Raw genomic sequence first — 20,194 nt, 5'->3', positions numbered from 1 at the left:
CGGGGTGGGGGAAACCTCCCCGTCACGCCCACGACGTACGCTCACACCAAACCCGCCGCACGCCAGAGGACACCGCATGCCCGCCGCCGACCACCCCGCCTACCCCGTAGGCCTCCGCCTCACCGGCCGCCGAGTCGTCGTCCTGGGCGGCGGCCAGGTGGCCCAGCGCAGGCTCCCCGCCCTGATCGCCGCGGGCGCGCACATCACCCTGATCTCCCCCTCCGCGACCCCTTCGGTCGAGGCGATGGCGGACGCCGGTGAGATCACCTGGACCCGGCGCCGCTACGAGCGGGGCGACCTCGCCGACACCTGGTACGCCCTGGTCGCCACCAGCGACCGCCCGACGAACGACGCGGCCTCGCAGGAGGCGGAGGAGACCCGCACCTGGTGCGTCCGCTCCGACGACGCCGACGAGGCGACCGCCTGGACCCCGGCGACGGGCCGCGCGGACGGCGTGACCGTCGCCGTCCTGACGACCTCGGCCGCGGACCGCGACCCCCGCCGCACCGCCGCGGTCCGCGACGCGATCGTCGAGGCCCTCCACGACGGCACCGTCGCAGTGCAGCGCGACCACAAGCCTGGCGTGGCCCTGGTCGGCGGCGGCCCCGGCGACCCGGACCTGATCACGGTGCGCGGCCGCCGCCTCCTCGCCGAGGCCGACGTCGTGATCGCCGACCGCCTCGGCCCGCGCGACCTCCTCGACGAACTCCCGCCGCACGTCGAGGTGATCGACGCCGCGAAGATCCCGTACGGCCGCCAGATGGTCCAGGAGGCCATCAACCAGGCCCTCATCGACCACGCCAAGCAGGGCAAGGCCGTGGTCCGCCTCAAGGGCGGCGACCCGTTCGTCTTCGGCCGCGGCATGGAGGAGGCCCAGGCGCTGGCCGCCGAGGGCATCCCGGTCACGGTCGTCCCCGGCATTTCCAGCTCGATCTCGGTCCCCGGCGCCGTCGGCATCCCGGTCACCCACCGCGGCGTCGCCCACGAGTTCACCGTCGTCAGCGGCCACGTGGCGCCGGACGACGAGCGTTCCCTGGTCGACTGGGCGGCGATGGCGAAGCTGACCGGCACGCTCGTGATCCTCATGGGAGTCGACAAGATCGCAAAGATCGCCGAGGCCCTCGTCTCGTACGGCAAGGCCCCGGAGACCCCCGTCGCCCTCGTGCAAGAAGGCACGACGGCGGCCCAGCGCCGCGTCGACGCCACCCTCGCGACGGTCGGCGAAAAGGTCGTCTCCGAAGGGGTCAGGCCCCCGGCCGTCATCGTGATCGGCGACGTGGTGAACGAGAACCCGCACAAGCAACAGAAGTAACCAGCGGTAACACAACTCGTTCCGAGCCGTTGGCACCACACCCAGAACAAGGCAGTATCGACCCGTGGCTGAAGCTGAATCCCGAGGGCTCATCACCATCGATGACCCCGACGACCCGCGCCTGTCCGACTACACGGGCCTGACCGACGTAGAACTGCGTCGCAAACGCGAACCGGCCGAGGGCCTGTTCATCGCCGAGGGCGAGAAGGTCATCCGGCGCGCCAAGCTCGCCGGGTATGAGATGCGCTCGATGCTGCTGTCCGCGAAGTGGGTCGACGTCATGCGCGACGTCATCGACGAGGTCCCGGCCCCGGTCTACGCGGTCGCGCCGGACCTCGCCGAGCAGGTCACCGGCTACCACGTGCACCGCGGCGCCCTCGCGTCCATGCAGCGCAAGCCGCTCCCCACAGCGGATGAACTGCTCACCACCGCTCGCCGCGTGGTCGTCATGGAGTCGGTCAACGACCACACCAACATCGGCGCGATCTTCCGCAGCGCCGCCGCGCTCGGCATGGACGCGGTCCTGCTCTCCCCGGACTGCGCCGACCCGCTCTACCGCCGCTCCGTGAAGGTCTCCATGGGCGCCGTCTTCTCGGTGCCGTACGCGCGTCTGGACGCCTGGCCGAAGTCCCTGGAGACGGTCCGCGACGCCGGCTTCGAACTCCTCGCGCTGACCCCGGCCGAGCAGGCCAAGTCCCTGGACGAGGTGGCGCCGCACCGCATGGACCGCGTCGCGCTGATGCTCGGCGCGGAGGGCGACGGCCTGTCGACCAAGGCCCTGATGGCGGCGGACGAATGGGTCCGCATCCCGATGGCCCACGGAGTCGACTCGCTCAACGTGGGCGCGGCGGCCGCCGTCGCGTTCTACGCGGTGGCGACGGGCCGCCCCGAACTCTGACGGTCAGCCTTCGGAAGGGCTCTGCGCGCTGTCCGGAAGCGGCAGCGCCCGCGCGGACGTCGTCTTCTGTACGTCGCTGTCACCGAGGCCGCGCGTCGGCCCCTGGCAGCCCTGCGCCGCCGCGATCGCCAGCGCCACGAGCAGCGTCACGACGACGAACACGAAGAGTCGCTGCCGCAGCAGCCGCGGATTCGCGGGGCGCAGCTTCTTGCCGCTGCCCGTGCCGTTCGTCCGCGGCGCCGGGCGCCCCGCACCGCTGCGCGGCCCCGACCTGCTGTTGCCGGAGCGGCTGTTCGTGTTCCGGCCGGGCGCCGACCCGTGGTTGCTCCTGCCGTTGCTGGGGCGCGACGTCGGAGTCCCCGGCTGCGTACGCCGCTGGGTGCGCTGCCCCTCGTGGGTGTCGGAGAGCCGTCCGGTCGGACGGTCCTGCTCGGCGGTGCGCGGCGCGGGCGGGCGCGGCTCCGCGACGATGCCCTGCGCCTCACGGGCCGCGATCTCCTTGAGCCGCAGCGACAGTTGCAGCGTGCTGGGCCGCTCCTCCGGGTCCTTCGCGAGGCACGCGCGCAGCAGCGGCGCGAGCGCGTCCGGCACCCCGGCCAGCTGCGCCTCCTCGTGCACCACCCGGTAGAGCATGACCTCGGAACTGCCGTGCCCGAAGGGCGAGTCGCCCATGGCCGTGTACGCGAGCGTGGCCCCCAGGGCGAACACATCGGTCGCGGGGGTCACGGTGGCGCCCCGCACCTGCTCGGGCGCGAGGAAGCCGGGGGAGCCGACGGCGGTGCCCACGTGCGTCAGCGTCGAGGCGCCGGTCGCCCACGCGATACCGAAGTCGATGATCCGCGGCCCCTTCGGGGACAGCAGGATGTTCGACGGCTTGAGATCCCGGTGGACCACGCCCGCCTCATGAACGGCGACGAGCCCCTCCGACAGCGCGGCGCCCACGGCGGCCACGTCCGATGCGGCCAGCGGGCCCTCCTCGGCGACCTTGTCGTGCAGCGAGGGACCCGGCACGTACTGCGTCGCGAACCACGGCCGCTCCGCCTCCAGATCGGCGGCGACGAGCCGGGCCGTACAGCCGCCGCGGATCCGCCGAGCGGCGGACACCTCGCGAGCGAACCGCGACCTGAACTCCTGGTCCTCCGCAAGATCCGGCCTGATCACCTTGAGCGCGACCCGCTGGCCACGCCGGTCGGACCCGAGATAGACCACGCCCATCCCGCCGGCCCCGAGGCGTCTGTGAAGCCTGAACGAGCCGACGACGCGCGGGTCCTCGCGCCTGAGGCGCATCATCGCCATGTTCATCCCCGCTGCTGCCCGGTCCGTCTGACGAGCCACAGCTTACGTTTTCGCGCACGGCGGCGCGCAAAGGCCGCGCCCTCGCGGCCGATTCGATTGTCAGTGCCCGGTGGGAAACTTGAAGGGTGGTCAGGGCGCGCGGGAGCGGGGCGGCTTGCCGCGGGCCCGCGGGCCAACAGGGCGGCGTTAAAGGGGGATTGGACCCATGAAGGGTGACCGGGTCGAGATAGTCGTGGATGCCGGGGACACGACGCGTACGTACGAGGTGACGGCCGGCCGGGCGGGCCGCAGGGTGGAGACGGCGGTGCGCAGAGGGGTGGTGGAAGTGAGCGAAGTCACCCGATCCGGATCCGTGGTGCGCACCGCGCGCTTCATGGCCACCAGGGTGCTCGCCCTGGTAGAACACCCGGTCCCGCGCGAGGAGCCCGCCGAGCGTGAGGCCCGCATCGGCCGCCCCCTGGGGGATGACCCCGAGGCCTAGGTCCTCGTCTCCACCCAGGGGAGTACGCCGACCGGAGGTGGTCATCCTCGGGGAGGCCCGGCAATCGGTACGAGGGCATGACGTCTCGGGCGCCCGCCGCTCATAGATTTGAGGTCAAGCGGCGGGTGCAGCACTCGTCCCCCGAGGTCAGGCACTCGCCGCTTGCCAAAGATTCAAGAACTCAAGACGCAATTCACGAAGCAAGAACTCAAGATTTCGACCGGGGAGAGGACCATGGCGGACACAGCACCGCGGACGACAGCGTTCCGCACAGCGGCCCGCAGGGCGGGTCTTTTCGGTGGCCCCGCGACCGAGCGCCGGCATCCGCTGGTGGCCGCGGCCATGGTTCTCCCTCTAGCGGCCCTTCTCGTCGTCGTATTCGGCGGCTGGGACGCGATGGTCACACAGGCGTCGTCCGTGGGCGTGATGCTGGGGCGCTGAGCGGCGCTCCCAGGCCCGGATGAGCGGTCCGGGCGGGGACATCCGGCCATGAAACCCCGTGGGGACGGGGGTGCGGCGGACGGCACAAATGCTGCGCGCAGCTGGGGAGCTGCGCGCAGCATTATTTTGTGCCCGCCGCACCCGTAGGCTGCGGCCGTGACCACGCTCATCGTTCCCGCGCTGAGGGCCGAGGCCCGGGGTGCGGCCCATCCGTCGGGGATCGCCTGCGTCTGCGGCGCCACGACCCTCGCCGACCGCCCCGACGCCACGGTGGTCCGGCACGGCGACACCGTCGCCAAGGCGCACGCCCCCGACACCGACCCGGCCGAGCTGGACCTGCGTCTGGCCGTGGCCGACCACCCGGCCCTGTCCGGCGTGCTGCTGCGCCCGCTGCGCCCGGCGGCGACCGCCCTGGACGACCGGCTCGTCACGTTCTGGCCGCACGGCACCCCCGTGGACCCGGATCACCCGGAAGACGCCCCCTGGGAGGCCGTGGGTGCCCTTCTCGCCCGCCTGCACTGCACGCCGGCGCACGAACTCCCGCCCGCGCTGCCGCCCATGCGTGGCCCGCTCAAGGCGGCCAGTGCCGTGGCCCGCCTCCGGGCCTCGGCCCCCGATCACCGGGCCGCACGGCCGATTCTCGACGCCTGGCGCACCCTGCCGCCCTGGGCCCGCGCCGAAGCCCCGTACGCGCACGCGAGCACCCTCTGCCACGGCGATCTGCACCTCGGCCAGCTGGTCCGCCACCCCGCCGACTCGGACGACTCCGCCGACAGCGACGCATGGACGCTGATCGACGTCGACGACCTCGGAATCGGCGACCCCGCCTGGGACTTGGCCCGCCCCGCCGCCTGGTTCGCCTGCGGTCTGCTCTCCGCCGAGGACTGGACCCGCTTCCTCGGCGCCTACCAACGCACAGGCGGCGCAAAGGAACTGGGCGTCCCCGACCCCTGGCCCGCCCTGGACGTACCGGCCCGCGCCCTCACCGTGCAGACCGCCGCGCTCGCCGTCGCGAAGGCCACGGACGCGGGCCGCGCGCTCGACGAGGTGGAGGAATCGGTCATCGACGCGTGCGCCCGAATGGCGTCGGTGCCGCCGCAGTTCGAGGACGAACCGGCCAAGTAGGGTGCGGGGGACGGAAGCCGGGAAGTGTTCCGGCGAAGCAGCACCGAACGGCGAGGAGTTGAGCCGAGCATGCAGTGTCCGAAGTGTCACGCACCGATGCACACGTACAACCGCAATGGCGTCCAGATCGAGCAGTGCAGCGGGTGCCGCGGGATATTCCTGGACTACGGCGAGCTGGAGTCGCTGACCCGCATGGAGTCGCAGTGGCAGCAGCAGGCCCCGCCGCCCCCGCCCGCCCCGCAGGGCTACCCGGCCCCGGCGGCCCCGGCGTGGGGAGCTCCGCAGCACGGCGGTCACCACGGTGGGCACCACGGCCATCACGGTCACCACAACCGTGGTTTCGGCCGGATGCTGTTCTCCTCCTGAGGCGCTGAGCGGCTCTTCGCAAGAAGAGCCGCCCCGCTCGCCCCAGAGCCGTTCGCACGAAGAAGCCCCCGGCCACGAGGACCGGGGGCTTCTTGCTGGTGCGCGATACTGGGATTGAACCAGTGACCTCTTCCGTGTCAGGGAAGCGCTCTCCCGCTGAGCTAATCGCGCGGGAACCCACAGGGGGCAGTGGACGATACTGGGATTGAACCAGTGACCTCTTCCGTGTCAGGGAAGCGCTCTCCCGCTGAGCTAATCGTCCGGGATGGAAGCCTTGCGGCCTCAGTGCGCGATACTGGGATTGAACCAGTGACCTCTTCCGTGTCAGGGAAGCGCTCTCCCGCTGAGCTAATCGCGCTTGGAGGTGGAGACGGGATTTGAACCCGTGTAGACGGCTTTGCAGGCCGTTGCCTCGCCTCTCGGCCACTCCACCAGGAGCGTAGGGGTTCGGGAAGATCCCCCACATCCTGAGCGAACGACCGGGTTCGAACCGGCGACCTCAACCTTGGCAAGGTTGCGCTCTACCAACTGAGCTACGTTCGCGTGTCTTTCCGGTCCGCTTGCGCGTCCCGGCGACGTGTTGAACTCTAGCGGATTCCTGGGGGAGGTCCAAAACGCGTTTGCGCAGCGTGCTGCGGTGCGACCGACGAAGGTCCTGCTCAGGTGGGCCCGTCGTCATCAGCCATAGACTCGAAGGTGTGCACGACCTCCCTGCTCTGGCCCGCTTCGGCGGGCTCGTCGCGACCGATCTGCGCGACGTCACCAGCGATCCCGCGGCCCTCGACTCCACCGGCTTCTGGGCCGTCTGCGCCGATTTCGAGGGCCGCCTCGTCTGCGCCCGCTTCGGACACGTGCGCGAGGAAGCGGTGCCCGCGCCGCGGCCCGGCTCCTGGCCCGGACCTGCGGCTACGGACTGGACGTCGTCGCTCGACCACGCCGCGTACACGGACGGTGTGCGGCGCATCCGCGCGCACATCGAGACCGGTGAGGTCTACCAGGCCAACCTCTGCCGCGTGCTGTCCGCGCCGATATCCCCGGGCGCCGATGTGGACGCCCTCACCGCCCTCCTCGCGCGCGGGAACCCGGCGCCGTACGCGGGCACCATCCGGCTTCCGGACCACGGCGTGGAGGTCGCGACGGCCTCGCCCGAGCTGTTCCTGCGCAGGGACGGCCGGTTGGTCGAGTCCGGGCCGATCAAGGGGACCGGGCGCACCGAGGCGGACCTCCTCGACAAGGACCACGCCGAGAACGTGATGATCGTCGACCTGGTCCGCAACGACCTGGGGGTCGTCTGCGCCACCGGCAGCGTGACCGTGCCCGAACTGTGTGTGGTCGAGAAGCACCCGGGCCTCGTCCACCTCGTCTCCACCGTGCGCGGCGAGCTGCCCGAGGCGGCCGGCTGGCCGGAACTGCTCGACGCCGCGTTCCCGCCCGGCTCCGTCACCGGCGCCCCGAAGTCCAGCGCACTGCGGATCATCGACGAGCTGGAGACGGCGCCGCGCGGCCCCTACTGCGGGGGCATCGGCTGGGTGGACGCGGACCGGGGGAGTGGGGAACTGGCCGTCGGGATCCGTACGTTCTGGATCGACCGCGGCCCGGACGGCGACTTCCTGCGCTTCGGTACCGGGGCCGGGATCACCTGGGGCTCGGACCCGGAGCGCGAGTGGCGGGAGACCGAGCTGAAGGCGGCGCGGCTGCTGGAGGTAGCGTCGGGAAGGTACACGGACTCATGAAGAACAGCGGTCCGGGCAAGTTGGAGGGAACGTAGTGAAGATCTGGCTCGACGGTCGGCTGCAGGACACCGAGGAGGCGCGCGTCTCCGTCTTCGATCACGGGCTCACCGTGGGCGACGGCATCTTCGAGACGGTGAAGGCTGCCGAAGGCAAGCCGTTCGCGCTCACCCGCCACCTCGACCGGCTCGCCCGCTCGGCCCGCGGGCTCGGCCTGCCCGAGCCCGACCTCGACGAGGTGCGCCGCGCCTGCGCCGCCGTCCTCGAGGCCAACCCGATGGCCCTCGGCCGGCTGCGCATCACCTACACCGGCGGCCTCTCGCCGCTCGGCTCCGACCGCGGCGACCATGGCGCCACGCTCGTCGTCGCCCTCGGCGAGGTCAAGCGGCGCCCCGACACCACCTCCGTGATCACCGTCCCCTGGACCCGCAACGAGCGCGGCGCCCTCGCGGGCCTGAAGACCACCTCGTACGCGGAGAACGTCGTCGCCCTGGCCCGCGCCCACGAACACGGCGCGTCCGAGGCCCTGTTCGCGAACACGGTGGGGCAGCTGTGCGAGGGCACGGGCTCCAACGTCTTCGTCGTCCTGGACGGCGAGATCCACACGCCGCCGCTCGCCGCGGGCCCGCTGGCCGGCATCACGCGCGCCCTCGCCGTCGAATGGACCGGCGCCAAGGAGACGGACCTGCCGCTGTCCGTGCTCGCGGAGGCCGACGAAGTGTTCCTGACGTCGACGCTGCGCGACATCCAGGCCGTGCACCGCGTCGACGACCGGAACCTGTCCGACGCCCCTGGCCCCGTCACGGTCAAGGCGATGCGCGTGTGGGAAGAGCGGGCAGCAGAGCGCCTGGACCCGTAAAGCCCTTGCCGCTTCGGGGGTGCGGATGGGTACAACACCCGTGATGACCACGACCCTGCGGCCGACCGAGCCGCTCCAGCGAACCCCCGACGGCTCGCGCTCCCGCCACTACGCGGTATGCGTGAACAGCCGCCCCGTCGGCACCCTGCACCTCGCCACGCACCCGGTCTTCGGCCCGTCCGTCGCCCAGGTCCTGGACCTGCGGATCGACGAGAAGGACCGGGGGCGCGGGCGTGCCACCGTCGCCGCGCTCGCCGCCGAGGAGGTCGCCCGCTCCTGGAACTGCCGCCGCGTCGAGGTGGCCGTCCCCGCCGACGCGCAGGGCATGCTCCGCCTCGCGGGCGCCCTCGGCTACGTGGAGCGCAACCGCAACATGGCGAAGGCCCTGCCCGAACAGCCGCCCGCCCTGCCCGGAGGCAGCGTGGGGCGGCGCATGACGGAGGCCGAGTACGGGCCGTGGCTCGCGCACACCAAGACGGGGTACGCGCGCACCTGGGTCGAACGCGGCGCCACCGAGGAGGAGGCGCGTCAGAAGGCGGAGCGCGATCACGCCGCACTGCTCCCGGAGGGCGTCGCCACCCCGGACGTCCTGCTCAGCGTGCTGGAGCACGACTCCGAGCGGGTCGGAACGCTGTGGGTGGCGCAGCGCCCCGACGGGGCGTTCGTCTTCGACGTCGAGGTGTCGGCCGAGCACCGGGGGCGTGGCCACGGGCGCTCGCTGATGCTGCTCGCCGAGGCCGACTCGATCGCCGCGGGCGCCACCCGGATCGGCCTCAACGTCTTCGCGCGCAACGCGACCGCGCAGTGCCTGTACGACTCGCTCGGCTACGAGCCGACCGGCCACTACCTCTACAAGCAGCTGCTGTGACAGCCGCTGTGAGGGTCAGGCCTGCTCGGCGAGCAGCCGGTCCGCGATCGCCTCGATCCGCTCGCGCAGCCCCTCCTGGCTCTTGCCGCCGTGCAGCAGCTCCCCGCCGATCTCGTACGTGGGCGTGCCGGTCACGCCGATGACCTTGCCCTCGGCCTGGTCGGCGTCGACGATCAGGATGTGCCGGCCGTCGACGAGCGCGGTGTCGAACTCCTCGGCGTCCAGGCCGAGTTCGCCCGCCACCTCGACGAGGAACGCCTCGCCCTTGCGGTCGAACTCCTCGACCCGCCCGAGCACGGCCTCCACGTACGGCCACCCCTTGCCCTGCGCGAACGCCTCCTCGGCGGCCTGCGCACCGGCGAAGGAGTGCTTGTGCTTCTCGAGCGGGAAGTGCCGCAGGCGCAGCTCGACGCGGTCGCCGTAGCGCTCGCGCAGCGCGCGGAGGTCGTCCAGGGCCGAGCGGCAGTCGGGGCACTGCAGCTCGCACCACACGTCAAGGATGGGGTTCGGGGCGTTCATGGGTGCCAGTCTTCCAGGACCGTCCGCCGGGCCCAACCTGGACCTGCGGAGGAGCCCCGACCCCGAGATGTCCCCCAGATGTGGCCGAGGTGGGCCCCGGGCGTGGCCCGCGGACCCCAAGGCGGTGCAGGATGGGAGGAGGGGGAAGCGCCCCACGATGTCCGAACTCGGGAGGACCGGATGATTGCCGAGACCGTGTGTTCCGCCGTTGCCGTGGCGGGCCTGGGCATCGCCGGGGTTCTCGCCTTCCGAAAGCGGTTCCTCAAAGCCGCTCGCACCGTCGCCTACGCCCTCGTACCACTGGGCCTGGTGATGACGGGCGCGGTGGAGTGGGCCGTGGACACGGCGTTCAGCCCGACCGCCTGGGCCGGCTTCGGTGTGCTCGGCGCCGCCTGGCTGATGTTCATGGGGACGCGGGCCGTCGAGCGGCGCCGCTCCGGCCGCCCCGCCAAGGAGCGCGAGGCCGCCATCGCCCCCGCGGCGTCCGCGCCCTCGCTCGGCGAGAGCCGGCGCCCCACGCCCGCGGCGCAGCCGAAGCAGGCGAAGCCGACGAAGGCCGAGCCCTCGGAGGACTTCAGCGACATCGAGGCGATCCTCAAGAAGCACGGCATCTGACGCCAACCGGCGCCGGCGGCCCGCTGTCACGGGTTCCCGCCAACTACCCCTCGAAAGTGGTCGGTTGAGTGCCCGCCACCCGATAAGTGCGCCATCATCACGACGAGATGCTGGACACACCGCAGCTGCCCGACCAGCTGGACGCCGACCAGGGGCAGGCGCCCCACAGCGAGCCCGCGCCGCCCGTGCCCGTACGAACCGAGAAGCGGGCCGAGAGCCCGCGAGGCTGCCTCTTCGCGCTCTCCCAACCCCCGCTGATGATCTTCCTGGGGGTGATCGGTAGCCTGCTCCTGATGGCCGCGCTGCACGACCTGCTCCTGCTGTGAACGGATTCAGCCCGTGGCTTCCTTGCGGCGCGCCCGGTACGCCGCGACGTGCAGCCGGTTCCCGCACGTACGGCTGTCGCAGTAGCGGCGCGAACGGTTGCGGGACAGGTCGACGAACGCGAACCGGCAGTCGGGCGCCTCGCAGCGCCGCAGCCGCTCCTGCTCCCCGGCGACCACGAAGAACGCCAGGGCCATCCCGCAGTCGGCCGCCAGGTGGTCGGCGACGGAGGCGCCGGGCGCGAAGTAGTGCATGTGCCAGTCGTAGCCGTCGTGGTCCGTGAGGCGGGGAGTGGTGCCCGCCTCCGCGACCAGCTCGTTGATCACTGCCGCCGCCGCCCGCTGGTCACTCGCCGCGAACACGGCCGAGAAGCGGTCACGCACCGCACGCACCGAGTGGAGATCATTTTCGGCGATCACGCCGACATCGCTGACATCGTTCCTTCGTACGAAATCCGTCAGCGCGGCCAGACTCTCGAGCCCGTCCGCCTTCGCCTCGCCGTCCGGTGTCGTGTTCACCAGATCGACCACGGTGTCGAGCGCGCACCGGGTGTCGTGGGTGATCAGCACGATTCGCTCCATGGCCTGGGGTAGGGCTCCCGCCCGCCGATGCCGCACGAGCCTAGTACCTGCGGGCCACCAGGAACGCACCTGCGCCGCCACCGTGGAAACTCCCACGGCGACGGCGCAGCTGTATGCCGTATGCGGTTGTCCCGACCGTGATGCCGTGCCGTTCCCCGAGTGGACGGCACGGCATGCTCTCGCGCTGCTCACGCCGACCGGGTGCCGGCGCGGGCCTCCTCGTTCCGCGGCGCTAGTTTTCCGCGAGGATGTGCGACAGCTCCTGGTCGAGGTCGAAATGGCGGTGTTCCGTGCCGGGTGGCACGGCGGCGTCCGTTCGCTTGAGGAACGACTCCAGGGCCCGCGCCGGGGCCTCGAGCAGAGCCTCGCCCTCGGGAGAGCTCAGGGCGATGCAGACAACGCCCTGACCGTGGCTACGGGACGGCCAGACTCGGACGTCTCCGGTGCCGGTAGGCCGATGAAGGCCTTCGGCGAGGAGGTCGCGGGCAAACACCCATTCGACTGTCTCCTCGGCTCCGGTGTGGAAGGTGGCGTGCACGGCATAGGGATCGGCCGTGTCATACCGCAGACCTGCGGGAACGGGCAGTGAGGACTCGCTCGACACAACGAGGCGCAGGTGCAGCTCGCAGCTGACCGTGGTGTTCATAAGCGCCAGGGCCTTTCGCTCAGTGTGCGCTCGGGGATTCGCACGTCGGCGAAATCGACATGCCACCTACGGTGCCGTTGTAAACCCCTCTGAGTGTTTTGAGTGTCTTTAGGTAGCTCGTACGGCCGAGTCTTATCTGCGGGAGAACGCCCATTCCGGTGACGCGAAAGAGTCGGGTAGGTTTGAGCGTATGAATACGGGGAGTGACAAGGGGGCCAAGGAGCCCGAGGCACCCGAGACGGCCGATGCGGCCTCCGGGGCCGGTGCCGACGGTGCGGCTTCCGAGGAGAAGCCGCTCGGGTCGCGGGCGCCGGGGTTCATCCAGGCCAGGCGGACGCTGCATCTGAGCTGGCAGGTCGGCGTCTTCATCGTGGGGCTCGCGGTCGTCGTGGGCGGCGTGATCATGCTGCCGCTGCCGGGGCCCGGCTGGCTGGTGATCTTCGGCGGCATGGCGATCTGGGCGACCGAGTTCGTCTGGGCGCAGCTGGTCCTGCGCTGGACGAAGCGGAAGGTCACGGAGGCGACGCAGCGCGCGCTCGACCCGAGGGTGCGGCGGCGGAACATCATCCTGACCACGATCGGCGTCGTGATCATCGCCGTGCTCGGCGGGGTCTACGTATGGAAGTTCGGGCTCGAGATGCCGTGGAACATCAAGCAGTGACCGTGGGCGGCGCAGAGTGGTCCCAGGCACCCGCTGACATGGGGTAATGTTCTTCCTGCGCCCGGGCGATTAGCTCAGTGGGAGAGCGCTTCGTTCACACCGAAGAGGTCACTGGTTCGAACCCAGTATCGCCCACCCGGACCGACGGCCCCGGAGACATCGAGTCTCCGGGGCCGTCGGCGTTTTTCGTGGCCGACCTGGGCGTTCGAAGCGCTTCCGCTCAAATCTTTGTCCGAACTGTTGACGCACCCCCCACCCGTCTCTACTTTTGCTCGGCAAGCGCTTACCTAAAACGATTCAATGCACGGGTGGAGGGGCTAACTGTGCCTATGAACAGGGATCTTGGTCGAAGAGGCGTGCTGAAGGTGGCCGGGGCTTCGGTCGCGGCGCTCGGGCTGACGGCGGCCGGGTGCGGTGGTGACGGTGGGTCAGGAGATGCGGGGAACGCGGACGGTCCGGCGACCCTGCGGTTCGCCTGGTGGGGCGGCGAACCGCGCGCCGTGAAAATCAAGAAGGCGATCGCGCTCTTCGAGAAGAAGAATCCGAAGATCAAAATCAAGCCGGAATTCACCGATTACCAAGCATTCTGGGAGAAGTTCCAGACGCAGGCCTCGGGCGGAAATCCTCCGGATGTATTCCTCAACTCCGTTGCCTTCCTTGCGAAGTACGACAAGCGCGGAGTTCTGCTCGACCTCAAGTCCCAGGTGGACGCCGGGAATCTGAGCCTGAAGAACTTCCGCGGCGGCGTCGAGACGGCCGGCCAGGTATCCGGAGGCAAGCAGGTCGCGGTTCCGGTAGGCGCCAACACCATGTCGCTCGTCATCGACAAGAAGGCCTGGGACAAGGCGGGCGTGGAACCGAAGTTCGGCTGGACCTGGGACGAGTACTTCACGTCGCTCCAGACCATCCAGGACAAGCTGAAGATCGCGGGCGACACGGGCTACGCGGGGGTCATGTACCTCTACGACCTGTATCTCCGTCAGAACGGCAAGGCGTTCTTCAAGGACGGCAAACTCGGCTTCGCCCAGGACGATCTGACGCAGTGGTGGTCGGACTACTACAAGCGCGTGAAGTCCGGGATCGTCGCGGACCCCAAGAAGATCGAGCAGGTCAAGCCGAAGTCCGGGCTCTCGGCCGGGCTCGCGGGCGCCGAGTTCACCTGGGACAACTTCTCGGTGCGCTACGAGGGCGAGGGCGACTCCGACTACGCGCTCGCGCCGATCCCGACGACCGACGGCAAGGACACCGGCCAGTACCTCGGCTCGCTGATGCTGTCGATCTCCACCAAGTGCGAGGCCCAGGCGCAGGCCGCCAAGTTCATCGACTTCATGGTCCACGACCCCGAGGTCGGCAAGGTCATGGGCTACGACATGGGTGTGCTCGCCACCGACGATCAGTTCGAGGCGTACAAGCCGGGCGCGGAGACCGACAAGGCGGTCGCCGAGGCCAACAAGGGCATCGCCGCGTACGAGAGCGATGTCGAGAAGGCCGGCGTGCTCGGCAAGATCACGCCGCACCCGTCGGGCGCGGATGTCGTCGAGGCCGCGTTCCTGCGCATCGCCGGTGACGTCGCCAACGCCAAGCAGAAGGTCCCGGCAGCGGTGAAGCAGTTCTTCAGCGAGGCCGAGGCAGCCTTCCAGGCCTGACAGCCCCTACGTTTCCGAGGGGAAACAGCACCATGTCGCTCGTCAAGGACGCCACAGTCCTGGCCGAAGAGGTGAACGTTGTCCGACCCGTCGCACAAAAGCGGCGGGGACGGCGCGACAACCTCGCCGGCTATCTGTTCATGTCGCCGTGGCTCGCGGGGTTCCTACTGCTCACGGCGGGGCCGATGATCGCCTCGCTCTACTACGCGTTTACGGACTACAACCTGTTCGCGGCGCCGAAGTGGATCGGGTTCGACAACTTCACGGCCATGTTCGACGACCCGCGCTGGCAGAAGTCCGTGCAGGTCACGCTCAAGTACGTGGTCATCGGCACCCCGTTGAAGCTGCTGCTCGCGCTCGGCGTCGCGCTGCTGCTCAACCAGAGCCGCCGCGGCCAGGGGCTGTACCGGGCCGCGTTCTACGCGCCGTCGCTGATCGGCGCCAGCGTCTCGGTCGGCTTCGTCTGGCGGGCGCTGTTCTCCGACAACGCCGTCGTCGACAAGGGGCTCGGCTCCCTCGGCCTGAACCTCGGTGGCTGGATCGGCGACCCGGACATGATCCTCTACTCGCTGGTGGCGCTCACCGTCTGGCAGTTCGGCGCGCCGATGGTCATCTTCCTGGCCGGCCTCAAGCAGGTGCCGCGCGAGCTGTACGAGGCCGCCGCCGTCGACGGGGCGGGACCGCTGCGCCGGTTCTGGAACATCACCCTGCCGATGATCTCTCCGGTGCTCTTCTTCAACGTCCTGCTGGAGTCGATCCACTCGTTCCAGATCTTCGGCTCCGCGTACGTCGTCTCCAACACGTTCTGCGGACCGGCCGACGCCACCCTCGTCTACACCTGCTACCTGTACCAAAAGGGCTTCCAGCAGTCGCAGATGGGCTTCGCGTCCGCCATGGCCTGGATGCTGCTGCTGGCGGTCGCGCTCGTCACCGTCGTCCTGTTCTGGTCCCAGAAGAAGTGGGTGCACTACGAGGAGGACGTCAAGTGACCACGCTGACACCCGAGTTGAAGAGTGGCGCCAACCCGCGCAAGCGCACAGGATCCCTCGTCTGGCACGTCTTCGCGATCGCCGTGCTCTGCGTCGTCCTCTATCCGGTCGTCTGGGTGATCGGCGCCGCCTTCAAGCCCGGCAAGAAGATCGTCGGCTCGCTCGACCTCTTCCCCGCCGACCCGATCCTCGACAACGTCAAGGGCCTCGCCGACGGCATCGCGGGCATCTCCATCAGCACGTTCTTCACCAACTCGCTGTTCTACGCGGGCATGGCCGTCGTCGGCGTCGTCATCTCCAGCTCGCTCACCGCGTACGCCTTCGCGAAGATTCCCTTCCGCGGGCGGAAGCTGCTCTTCGCGCTGATGATCGGCACACTGCTGCTGCCGTACCACGTGCTGCTCATCCCGCAGTACGTGATGTTCCAGAAGCTGGAGCTCATCAACACGTACGTGCCGCTCCTCGCGGGGAAGTTCCTGGCGACGGAGGCGTTCTTCGTCTTCCTCATGGTGCAGTTCATGCGCGGGCTTCCACGGGAACTGGACGAGGCGGCGCGGCTCGACGGCTGCGGCCATCTGCGGATCTACTGGTCGATCGTGCTGCCGCTGTGCCGGCCCGCCCTGATCACCAGCGCGATCTTCACGTTCATCAACGCCTGGAACGACTTCATGGGCCCGCTGATCTACCTCAACGAGCCCTCCAAATACACCGTCTCGCTCGGCCTGATGATGTTCCGCGACCAGCAGGGGATCTCCGACTACGGCGGTCAGATCGCCATGGCGATGATGGCGCTCATCCCGGTGATCGCCTTCTTCATGGCCTTCCAGCGGTATCTGATCGACGGCATGGCCACGTCGGGGCTCAAGTGAGGGCCGCGGCCCGGAGCGCCGCACGCGGCGGCGCGCGCGTCGAGTCGCGGCGGCGCGTCGGGTTCTCCGTCTTCGCCGAGTGTCTGCTCACCGGGGTGTGGATCGCGCTCGCGTCCGTGCCCGTCGTCACTGCCCCGGCCGCCTTCGCCGCGGGGGCCCGGCATTTGCGGCGCCGGATCGGTGAACAGAGCGGCGGCTGGCGGGAGTTCGCGGCCGACGTCCGTGTCGCGGCGCGCCGCGGCTGGCTCGTCGGACTCGCCGGGGTGGTCGCCTGGGTCGCCGTCTGGGTCGACCTGCGGGTGGCTCGGTCCGGGCTCCCGGGTGGTCAACTCGCCGCGGCCGTCGGCATCTTCGCGCTCATCGCGGGTGCCGTGACCGTGCTGCGGGCCGCCGCCGTCTGGGAGCCGGGCCGGTCCTGGCGGTCGCTGCTCGGCGACGCCGCCCGGCGCACCGTAGGGGCACCCGGCGGGTCCCTGCTCCTGGTGTGCGGGATCGCGCTCGTGATCCTCAGCGCGGAGTTCCTCGCGCCGCTCGCGGTCCCGGTGCTCGGCATCCTCGCCGCGGCGGCGGTCGCGGTGGAGGAACGCGGCCGCGCCCGCTGAACCGGCGTTATACGTAGAACGCATTCCCGTCATACGTATAACGCGAATCCGTCATACGTAACACCCCATCAACCCCCTTCTCGTACAGCACGTTTGGCATGCACGGAAAGGAACGACGATGTCCCCCATTCCCCGCAGGTCCCTCCTCAAGGCCGCCGCGGTCGCCGGCGCCGCCGCGCAGTTCAGCTGGGCACTCGGCGGCAAGGAGGCGAAGGCCGCGCCGGCCGCCGCACCCGCAGAGGCCGACCCGGTCACGCTCGGCTGGCTGGAGGACGGCGGGCTCGGCGCGGCCCCCGGCTCCACCGTCGGCGTGCCCTGGCCCAAGGGCGCGTACGAGAAGGGGCAGGAGTTCGCCCTCACCACGGAGGACGGCAAGCAGGTCCCCGTCCAGACCTGGCCGCTCGCCCAGTGGCCCGACGGCTCGCTGAAGTGGACCGCGCACGCCGTCGGCCCCGGCGCCGGAAACGGGAAGCTCTCGCTGAAGGCAGGGAGCGCCGCGGCGCCCGACAAGAAGGTGAGCGTCTCGACGAGCGGCGGAGTCGTCACCGTCGACACCGGCGTCGTCGTCGCCAAGCTCGGCAAGAGCGGATCGAGCCTGGTCAAGTCCGTCACCCGCGGCTCCACCGAGATCGCCAAGGACGGTCGGCTCGTCCTCCTGCGCCAAGGCGAGATCGAGGACGGCGACCAGGGCACGCAGAAGTACGAGCGGTTCGAGTCCGTCATCGAGGAGACGAAGGTCGAGCAGGAGGGCCCGGTCCGCGCCGTCGTCCGCATCGACGGCAAGCACCGCAAGGGCAGCCGGAGTTGGCTCCCGTACTCCATCCGGTTCTACTTCTACGCGGGCGCCGAATCGTTCCGCATGGTGCACACCATCACGTACGACGGCACCCAGGAGCCCGGCAAGGCCTCCGGGGACTTCATCCGCGGGCTCGGCGTCCGGTTCACCGTGCCGATGCGCGACAAGGCGTACGACCGGCACATCCGGATCGGCGGGGAGGGCACCGGCATGCTGCGGGAGGCGGTCCAGGGCATCACGGGCCTGCGCCGCGACCCGGGAGCGGCCGTGCAGGCGGCGCAGTTCGCCGGCGAGAAGCTGCCCGACCCCTCGACCTGGGACCAGCGCGTCACGACCCGCCTCCAGTACATCCCCGAGTGGGGCGACTACTCCCTCTCCCAGCTGTCCGCGGACGGATTCACCCTCAAGAAGCGCACGAAGAAGGGGCACGGCTGGATCGGCGCCGGCGGTGGCCGCCGGGCCAGCGGATTCGGCTACGTCGGCGGCGCGAGCGGCGGACTCTCCTTCGGGCTCCGCGACTTCTGGGAGAAGCACCCGGCCGGCCTCGACATCCGAGGCGCGCAGACCGACGAGGCCGAGGTCACCCTCTGGCTCTGGTCGCCCGAGGCCCAGCCCATGGACCTGCGCTTCTACCACGACGGCATGGGCCAGGACACGTACGCGGAGCAGCTCGAAGGCCTCAACATCACGTACGAGGACTACGAACCCGAGTTCGGCACCCCCTACGGCATCGCCCGCACCAGCGAGCTGATGTTCTGGGCGAACGACGCGACACCGAAGCCCGAGGCGTTCGCCCAGCAGGTAGAGGCCGTGCGCGTGCTGCCGCAGCTGGCCGCCCCGCCCAAGCAGCTGATCAAGTCGAAGGTCCTCGGACCCGGCCTCTACTCCGAGCCCGACCGCTCCACCCCCGCCAAGGCCAAGATCGAGGACCACCTCGACTTCCTCTTCACCTACTACAAGGACCAGGTGGAGATGCGCCGTTGGTACGGCTTCTGGGACTACGGCGATGTGATGCACTCCTACGATCCGGCGCGCCACCAGTGGCGCTACGACGTCGGCGGCTACGCGTGGGACAACTCCGAGCTGTCGCCGGACATCTGGCTCTGGTTCGCGTATCTGCGCTCGGGCCGCGCCGACATCTTCCGCTTCGCCGAGGCCATGACCCGGCACACCGGCGAGGTCGACGTCTACCACCTCGGCAAGTGGGCAGGCCTCGGCACCCGGCACGGCGTCCAGCACTACGCCGACTCCGCGAAGCAGCAGCGCATCGCCAACACCACGTACCGCCGCTACTACTACTTCCTCACCGGCGACGAGCGCGTCGGCGACCTCATGCACGCCAACGTCGACTCCGACGAGACGTTCCTCGTGCTCGACCCGAACCGCAAGGTCCGCACCGACACCGACTACAAGCCCGACCCGCACGCCCTGTCCATCGGCTTCGGCACCGACTGGAGCGGCCTCGTCTCCGCCTGGCTCACCGAGTGGGAGCGGCGCGGGCCCAAGTGGGAGAAGGCCAAGGCGAGAGTCCTGTCGACGATGGAGACGATCGCCGCGCAGCCGAACGGATTCGTGCAGGGCAGTGGCCTGTACGACCTCGACACCGGCAAGTTCGCGATCGCCGACAAGGCCGTCGTCGGCGTCTCCCACCTGTCGGCGGTCTTCGGCCTCAACGAGCTGTGCGCGGAGCTGATCGACCAGGTCGACATGCCGAAGTTCGAAGAGGCGTACTACGACTACTGCCGCTACTTCAATGCCACGAAGGCGGAACAGAAGGCGCGGTACGGCTCGGACTTCGGCTCGCTCATCCTCTTCCAGGGCCACTCCCGGCTCGACGCCTACGCCGCCGTGCGCACCGGCGACGACAAGCTGGCCAAGCGCGCCTGGGAGAAGTTCTTCAAGAGCGACGGCTACACCGAGGCGTCGCCCTGGAAGACCGAGAAGGTCGACGGGCCCGTCACGCTCGTCGCAGGCACCGAGGCGAACTGGGTCTACACCAACGACACGGCCCTGTACGGGCTCGCCGCCATCGAGAACCTGGCGCTTGTCGGGGACAAGATGCCCTGATCCCGGCAGAATCGGGGCATGGACCGCAGCCGTCGCGACTGGACCCATTACCGCTTTCGCAGTGTGTGGGAACTGCCCGCCCCGCCGGGCGCCGTGTACGCGGTGCTCGAGCGGGCCGAGGAGTATCCGCGGTGGTGGCCCCAGGTCCGCTCGGTGACACCGCTGGACGGGAGCGCGACCAGCGGCGTCGCCGTCTTCCGGTCCTTTCTTCCCTACGAGCTGCACGTCACGGCGCGCGAGGCGCGTCGTGACCCGGCCGCGGGGACCCTGCAGATCGCGATGACCGGGGACCTGGAGGGCTGGGCGCGCTGGACGCTGACGCCGCTGCCCGGCGGCGGCACCCGTGCCGTCTACGACCAGGAGGTCGAGGTGAGCAAGCCGCTGATGCGCCGGTTCGCGCTGCCCGGCCGTCCGGTGTTCCTGGCCAACCACGCGTGGATGATGCGCGGCGGGCGGAGGGGGCTTGCCGCCCATCTGCAACCGGTTTGAACACAGGGCGCCGC

22 protein-coding genes and 6 tRNA genes are annotated in these 20,194 nt (G+C 70.1%); 19 read left to right on the top strand and 9 right to left on the bottom strand.

Annotation, left to right across the window (positions count from 1 at the left end):
* The first annotated feature begins 76 nt into the window (after positions 1-76).
* Both cobA and OHA73_RS10510 read left to right on the top strand, forming a co-directional pair.
* A complete protein-coding gene (cobA, locus tag OHA73_RS10515; RefSeq protein WP_266721681.1) occupies positions 77-1,312 on the top strand; it encodes a uroporphyrinogen-III C-methyltransferase in 1,236 nt (411 codons plus the stop codon).
* A gap of 64 nt (positions 1,313-1,376) precedes the next feature.
* Positions 1,377-2,210, top strand: a complete 834-nt coding sequence (locus OHA73_RS10510) for a TrmH family RNA methyltransferase (protein WP_266721683.1) — start codon at positions 1,377-1,379, stop codon at positions 2,208-2,210.
* Positions 2,211-2,213: 3 nt separating this feature from the next.
* Here OHA73_RS10510 and OHA73_RS10505 read toward each other — a convergent pair whose 3' ends face one another.
* Positions 2,214-3,512, bottom strand: a complete 1,299-nt coding sequence (locus OHA73_RS10505) for a serine/threonine-protein kinase (RefSeq protein ID WP_327658443.1) — start codon at positions 3,510-3,512, stop codon at positions 2,214-2,216.
* A 199-nt stretch (positions 3,513-3,711) separates the two neighbouring features.
* On the opposite strand from OHA73_RS10505, the gene OHA73_RS10500 reads away from it, so the two are divergent.
* From OHA73_RS10500 to OHA73_RS10485, 4 genes are all read left to right on the top strand, one after another.
* Positions 3,712-3,987 (top strand): hypothetical protein, encoded by a 276-nt coding sequence (locus OHA73_RS10500; protein WP_266721685.1) that lies wholly within the window; start codon positions 3,712-3,714, stop codon positions 3,985-3,987.
* A gap of 234 nt (positions 3,988-4,221) precedes the next feature.
* The gene (locus OHA73_RS10495) at positions 4,222-4,428 is read left to right on the top strand and encodes a hypothetical protein (protein ID WP_266721687.1); all 207 of its coding nucleotides are present in this window, start codon (positions 4,222-4,224) and stop codon (positions 4,426-4,428) included.
* A 156-nt stretch (positions 4,429-4,584) separates the two neighbouring features.
* Entirely contained in the window at positions 4,585-5,553 is a 969-nt protein-coding gene (locus OHA73_RS10490) for an aminoglycoside phosphotransferase family protein (RefSeq protein WP_266721689.1), read from the top strand.
* Between the two features lie 69 nt (positions 5,554-5,622).
* Positions 5,623-5,919, top strand: a complete 297-nt coding sequence (locus OHA73_RS10485; RefSeq protein ID WP_266721691.1) for a TFIIB-type zinc ribbon-containing protein — start codon at positions 5,623-5,625, stop codon at positions 5,917-5,919.
* Positions 5,920-6,015: 96 nt separating this feature from the next.
* Here the strand turns inward: OHA73_RS10485 and OHA73_RS10480 are convergent.
* The 5 genes from OHA73_RS10480 to OHA73_RS10460 form a co-directional block, all read right to left on the bottom strand.
* Positions 6,016-6,090: transfer RNA gene (locus OHA73_RS10480), tRNA-Val, on the bottom strand.
* A 19-nt stretch (positions 6,091-6,109) separates the two neighbouring features.
* Positions 6,110-6,181 (bottom strand) — tRNA-Val (locus OHA73_RS10475).
* A 24-nt stretch (positions 6,182-6,205) separates the two neighbouring features.
* Positions 6,206-6,277: transfer RNA gene (locus tag OHA73_RS10470), tRNA-Val, on the bottom strand.
* Position 6,278: 1 nt separating this feature from the next.
* Positions 6,279-6,352, bottom strand: a tRNA-Cys gene (locus tag OHA73_RS10465).
* Between the two features lie 37 nt (positions 6,353-6,389).
* A tRNA-Gly gene (locus OHA73_RS10460) sits at positions 6,390-6,462 on the bottom strand.
* A gap of 155 nt (positions 6,463-6,617) precedes the next feature.
* Between OHA73_RS10460 and OHA73_RS10455 the strand changes: the two genes are divergently transcribed.
* Genes OHA73_RS10455 through OHA73_RS10445 form a run of 3 tightly spaced genes read left to right on the top strand, consistent with a single transcriptional unit; the run spans position 6,618 to position 9,376 of the window.
* Complete coding sequence (locus OHA73_RS10455) at positions 6,618-7,652, top strand: chorismate-binding protein (protein ID WP_267071097.1); 1,035 nt, start codon at positions 6,618-6,620, stop codon at positions 7,650-7,652.
* Between the two features lie 34 nt (positions 7,653-7,686).
* Complete coding sequence (locus tag OHA73_RS10450; RefSeq protein WP_267071098.1) at positions 7,687-8,508, top strand: aminotransferase class IV; 822 nt, start codon at positions 7,687-7,689, stop codon at positions 8,506-8,508.
* Positions 8,509-8,551: 43 nt separating this feature from the next.
* Positions 8,552-9,376 (top strand): GNAT family N-acetyltransferase, encoded by an 825-nt coding sequence (locus OHA73_RS10445; protein ID WP_267071099.1) that lies wholly within the window; start codon positions 8,552-8,554, stop codon positions 9,374-9,376.
* 15 nt (positions 9,377-9,391) lie between these two features.
* Here the strand turns inward: OHA73_RS10445 and OHA73_RS10440 are convergent, their stop codons facing one another.
* Positions 9,392-9,895: a DsbA family protein gene (locus tag OHA73_RS10440; RefSeq protein ID WP_267071100.1), complete on the bottom strand. Its 504-nt coding sequence runs from the start codon at positions 9,893-9,895 to the stop codon at positions 9,392-9,394.
* Positions 9,896-10,075: 180 nt separating this feature from the next.
* On the opposite strand from OHA73_RS10440, the gene OHA73_RS10435 reads away from it, so the two are divergent.
* The gene (locus OHA73_RS10435) at positions 10,076-10,510 is read left to right on the top strand and encodes a hypothetical protein (RefSeq protein WP_267071101.1); all 435 of its coding nucleotides are present in this window, start codon (positions 10,076-10,078) and stop codon (positions 10,508-10,510) included.
* 107 nt (positions 10,511-10,617) lie between these two features.
* Positions 10,618-10,836: a hypothetical protein gene (locus tag OHA73_RS10430; protein WP_267071102.1), complete on the top strand. Its 219-nt coding sequence runs from the start codon at positions 10,618-10,620 to the stop codon at positions 10,834-10,836.
* A gap of 6 nt (positions 10,837-10,842) precedes the next feature.
* On the opposite strand, the gene OHA73_RS10425 is transcribed toward OHA73_RS10430, so the two are convergent.
* Both OHA73_RS10425 and OHA73_RS10420 read right to left on the bottom strand, forming a co-directional pair.
* Positions 10,843-11,403: a CGNR zinc finger domain-containing protein gene (locus OHA73_RS10425; protein WP_266721703.1), complete on the bottom strand. Its 561-nt coding sequence runs from the start codon at positions 11,401-11,403 to the stop codon at positions 10,843-10,845.
* Positions 11,404-11,647: 244 nt separating this feature from the next.
* Positions 11,648-12,061, bottom strand: coding sequence for an SsgA family sporulation/cell division regulator (locus OHA73_RS10420; RefSeq protein WP_010351314.1), 414 nt, complete (start codon positions 12,059-12,061; stop codon positions 11,648-11,650).
* Positions 12,062-12,251: 190 nt separating this feature from the next.
* Here OHA73_RS10420 and OHA73_RS10415 point away from each other — a divergent pair, with 190 nt between their 5' ends.
* From OHA73_RS10415 to OHA73_RS10380, 8 genes are all read left to right on the top strand, one after another.
* Positions 12,252-12,722 (top strand): TIGR02611 family protein, encoded by a 471-nt coding sequence (locus tag OHA73_RS10415; protein ID WP_266721709.1) that lies wholly within the window; start codon positions 12,252-12,254, stop codon positions 12,720-12,722.
* A gap of 63 nt (positions 12,723-12,785) precedes the next feature.
* Positions 12,786-12,857, top strand: a tRNA-Val gene (locus OHA73_RS10410).
* Between the two features lie 221 nt (positions 12,858-13,078).
* Positions 13,079-14,368 (top strand): ABC transporter substrate-binding protein, encoded by a 1,290-nt coding sequence (locus OHA73_RS10405; RefSeq protein WP_266721711.1) that lies wholly within the window; start codon positions 13,079-13,081, stop codon positions 14,366-14,368.
* A 32-nt stretch (positions 14,369-14,400) separates the two neighbouring features.
* Positions 14,401-15,357, top strand: a complete 957-nt coding sequence (locus OHA73_RS10400) for a carbohydrate ABC transporter permease (protein ID WP_266721713.1) — start codon at positions 14,401-14,403, stop codon at positions 15,355-15,357.
* A complete protein-coding gene (locus OHA73_RS10395; protein ID WP_267071104.1) occupies positions 15,354-16,226 on the top strand; it encodes a carbohydrate ABC transporter permease in 873 nt (290 codons plus the stop codon). The genes OHA73_RS10400 and OHA73_RS10395 overlap by 4 nt, the downstream gene beginning before the upstream one ends.
* Positions 16,223-16,828, top strand: a complete 606-nt coding sequence (locus OHA73_RS10390) for a hypothetical protein (protein ID WP_327654909.1) — start codon at positions 16,223-16,225, stop codon at positions 16,826-16,828. Before OHA73_RS10395 ends, OHA73_RS10390 begins: the two co-directional genes overlap by 4 nt.
* Positions 16,829-16,946: 118 nt before the next feature.
* On the top strand, positions 16,947-19,691 hold the full coding sequence (locus tag OHA73_RS10385; RefSeq protein WP_327654908.1) for an exo-rhamnogalacturonan lyase family protein: 2,745 nt from the start codon (positions 16,947-16,949) through the stop codon (positions 19,689-19,691).
* A gap of 18 nt (positions 19,692-19,709) precedes the next feature.
* A complete protein-coding gene (locus OHA73_RS10380) occupies positions 19,710-20,180 on the top strand; it encodes an SRPBCC family protein (RefSeq protein ID WP_266721720.1) in 471 nt (156 codons plus the stop codon).
* The last annotated feature ends 14 nt before the right edge of the window (positions 20,181-20,194 follow it).

Origin of the sequence: Streptomyces sp. NBC_00483 (assembly GCF_036013745.1) — a bacterium.
Taxonomy (GTDB): domain Bacteria; phylum Actinomycetota; class Actinomycetes; order Streptomycetales; family Streptomycetaceae; genus Streptomyces.
This window is presented reverse-complemented; position numbering and strand designations above follow the sequence as displayed.

Coding starts and splice junctions, on each gene's coding strand:
- OHA73_RS10485 (WP_266721691.1), top strand. CDS start 5,623: ATGCAGTGTCCGAAGTGTCACGCACCGATGCACACGTACAACCGCAAT.
- OHA73_RS10495 (WP_266721687.1), top strand. CDS start 4,222: ATGGCGGACACAGCACCGCGGACGACAGCGTTCCGCACAGCGGCCCGC.
- OHA73_RS10435 (WP_267071101.1), top strand. CDS start 10,076: ATGATTGCCGAGACCGTGTGTTCCGCCGTTGCCGTGGCGGGCCTGGGC.
- OHA73_RS10500 (WP_266721685.1), top strand. CDS start 3,712: ATGAAGGGTGACCGGGTCGAGATAGTCGTGGATGCCGGGGACACGACG.
- OHA73_RS10415 (WP_266721709.1), top strand. CDS start 12,252: ATGAATACGGGGAGTGACAAGGGGGCCAAGGAGCCCGAGGCACCCGAG.
- OHA73_RS10440 (WP_267071100.1), bottom strand. CDS start 9,895: ATGAACGCCCCGAACCCCATCCTTGACGTGTGGTGCGAGCTGCAGTGC.
- cobA (WP_266721681.1), top strand. CDS start 77: ATGCCCGCCGCCGACCACCCCGCCTACCCCGTAGGCCTCCGCCTCACC.
- OHA73_RS10385 (WP_327654908.1), top strand. CDS start 16,947: ATGTCCCCCATTCCCCGCAGGTCCCTCCTCAAGGCCGCCGCGGTCGCC.
- OHA73_RS10420 (WP_010351314.1), bottom strand. CDS start 12,061: ATGAACACCACGGTCAGCTGCGAGCTGCACCTGCGCCTCGTTGTGTCG.
- OHA73_RS10430 (WP_267071102.1), top strand. CDS start 10,618: ATGCTGGACACACCGCAGCTGCCCGACCAGCTGGACGCCGACCAGGGG.
- OHA73_RS10505 (WP_327658443.1), bottom strand. CDS start 3,512: ATGAACATGGCGATGATGCGCCTCAGGCGCGAGGACCCGCGCGTCGTC.
- OHA73_RS10400 (WP_266721713.1), top strand. CDS start 14,401: ATGTCGCTCGTCAAGGACGCCACAGTCCTGGCCGAAGAGGTGAACGTT.
- OHA73_RS10380 (WP_266721720.1), top strand. CDS start 19,710: ATGGACCGCAGCCGTCGCGACTGGACCCATTACCGCTTTCGCAGTGTG.
- OHA73_RS10445 (WP_267071099.1), top strand. CDS start 8,552: ATGACCACGACCCTGCGGCCGACCGAGCCGCTCCAGCGAACCCCCGAC.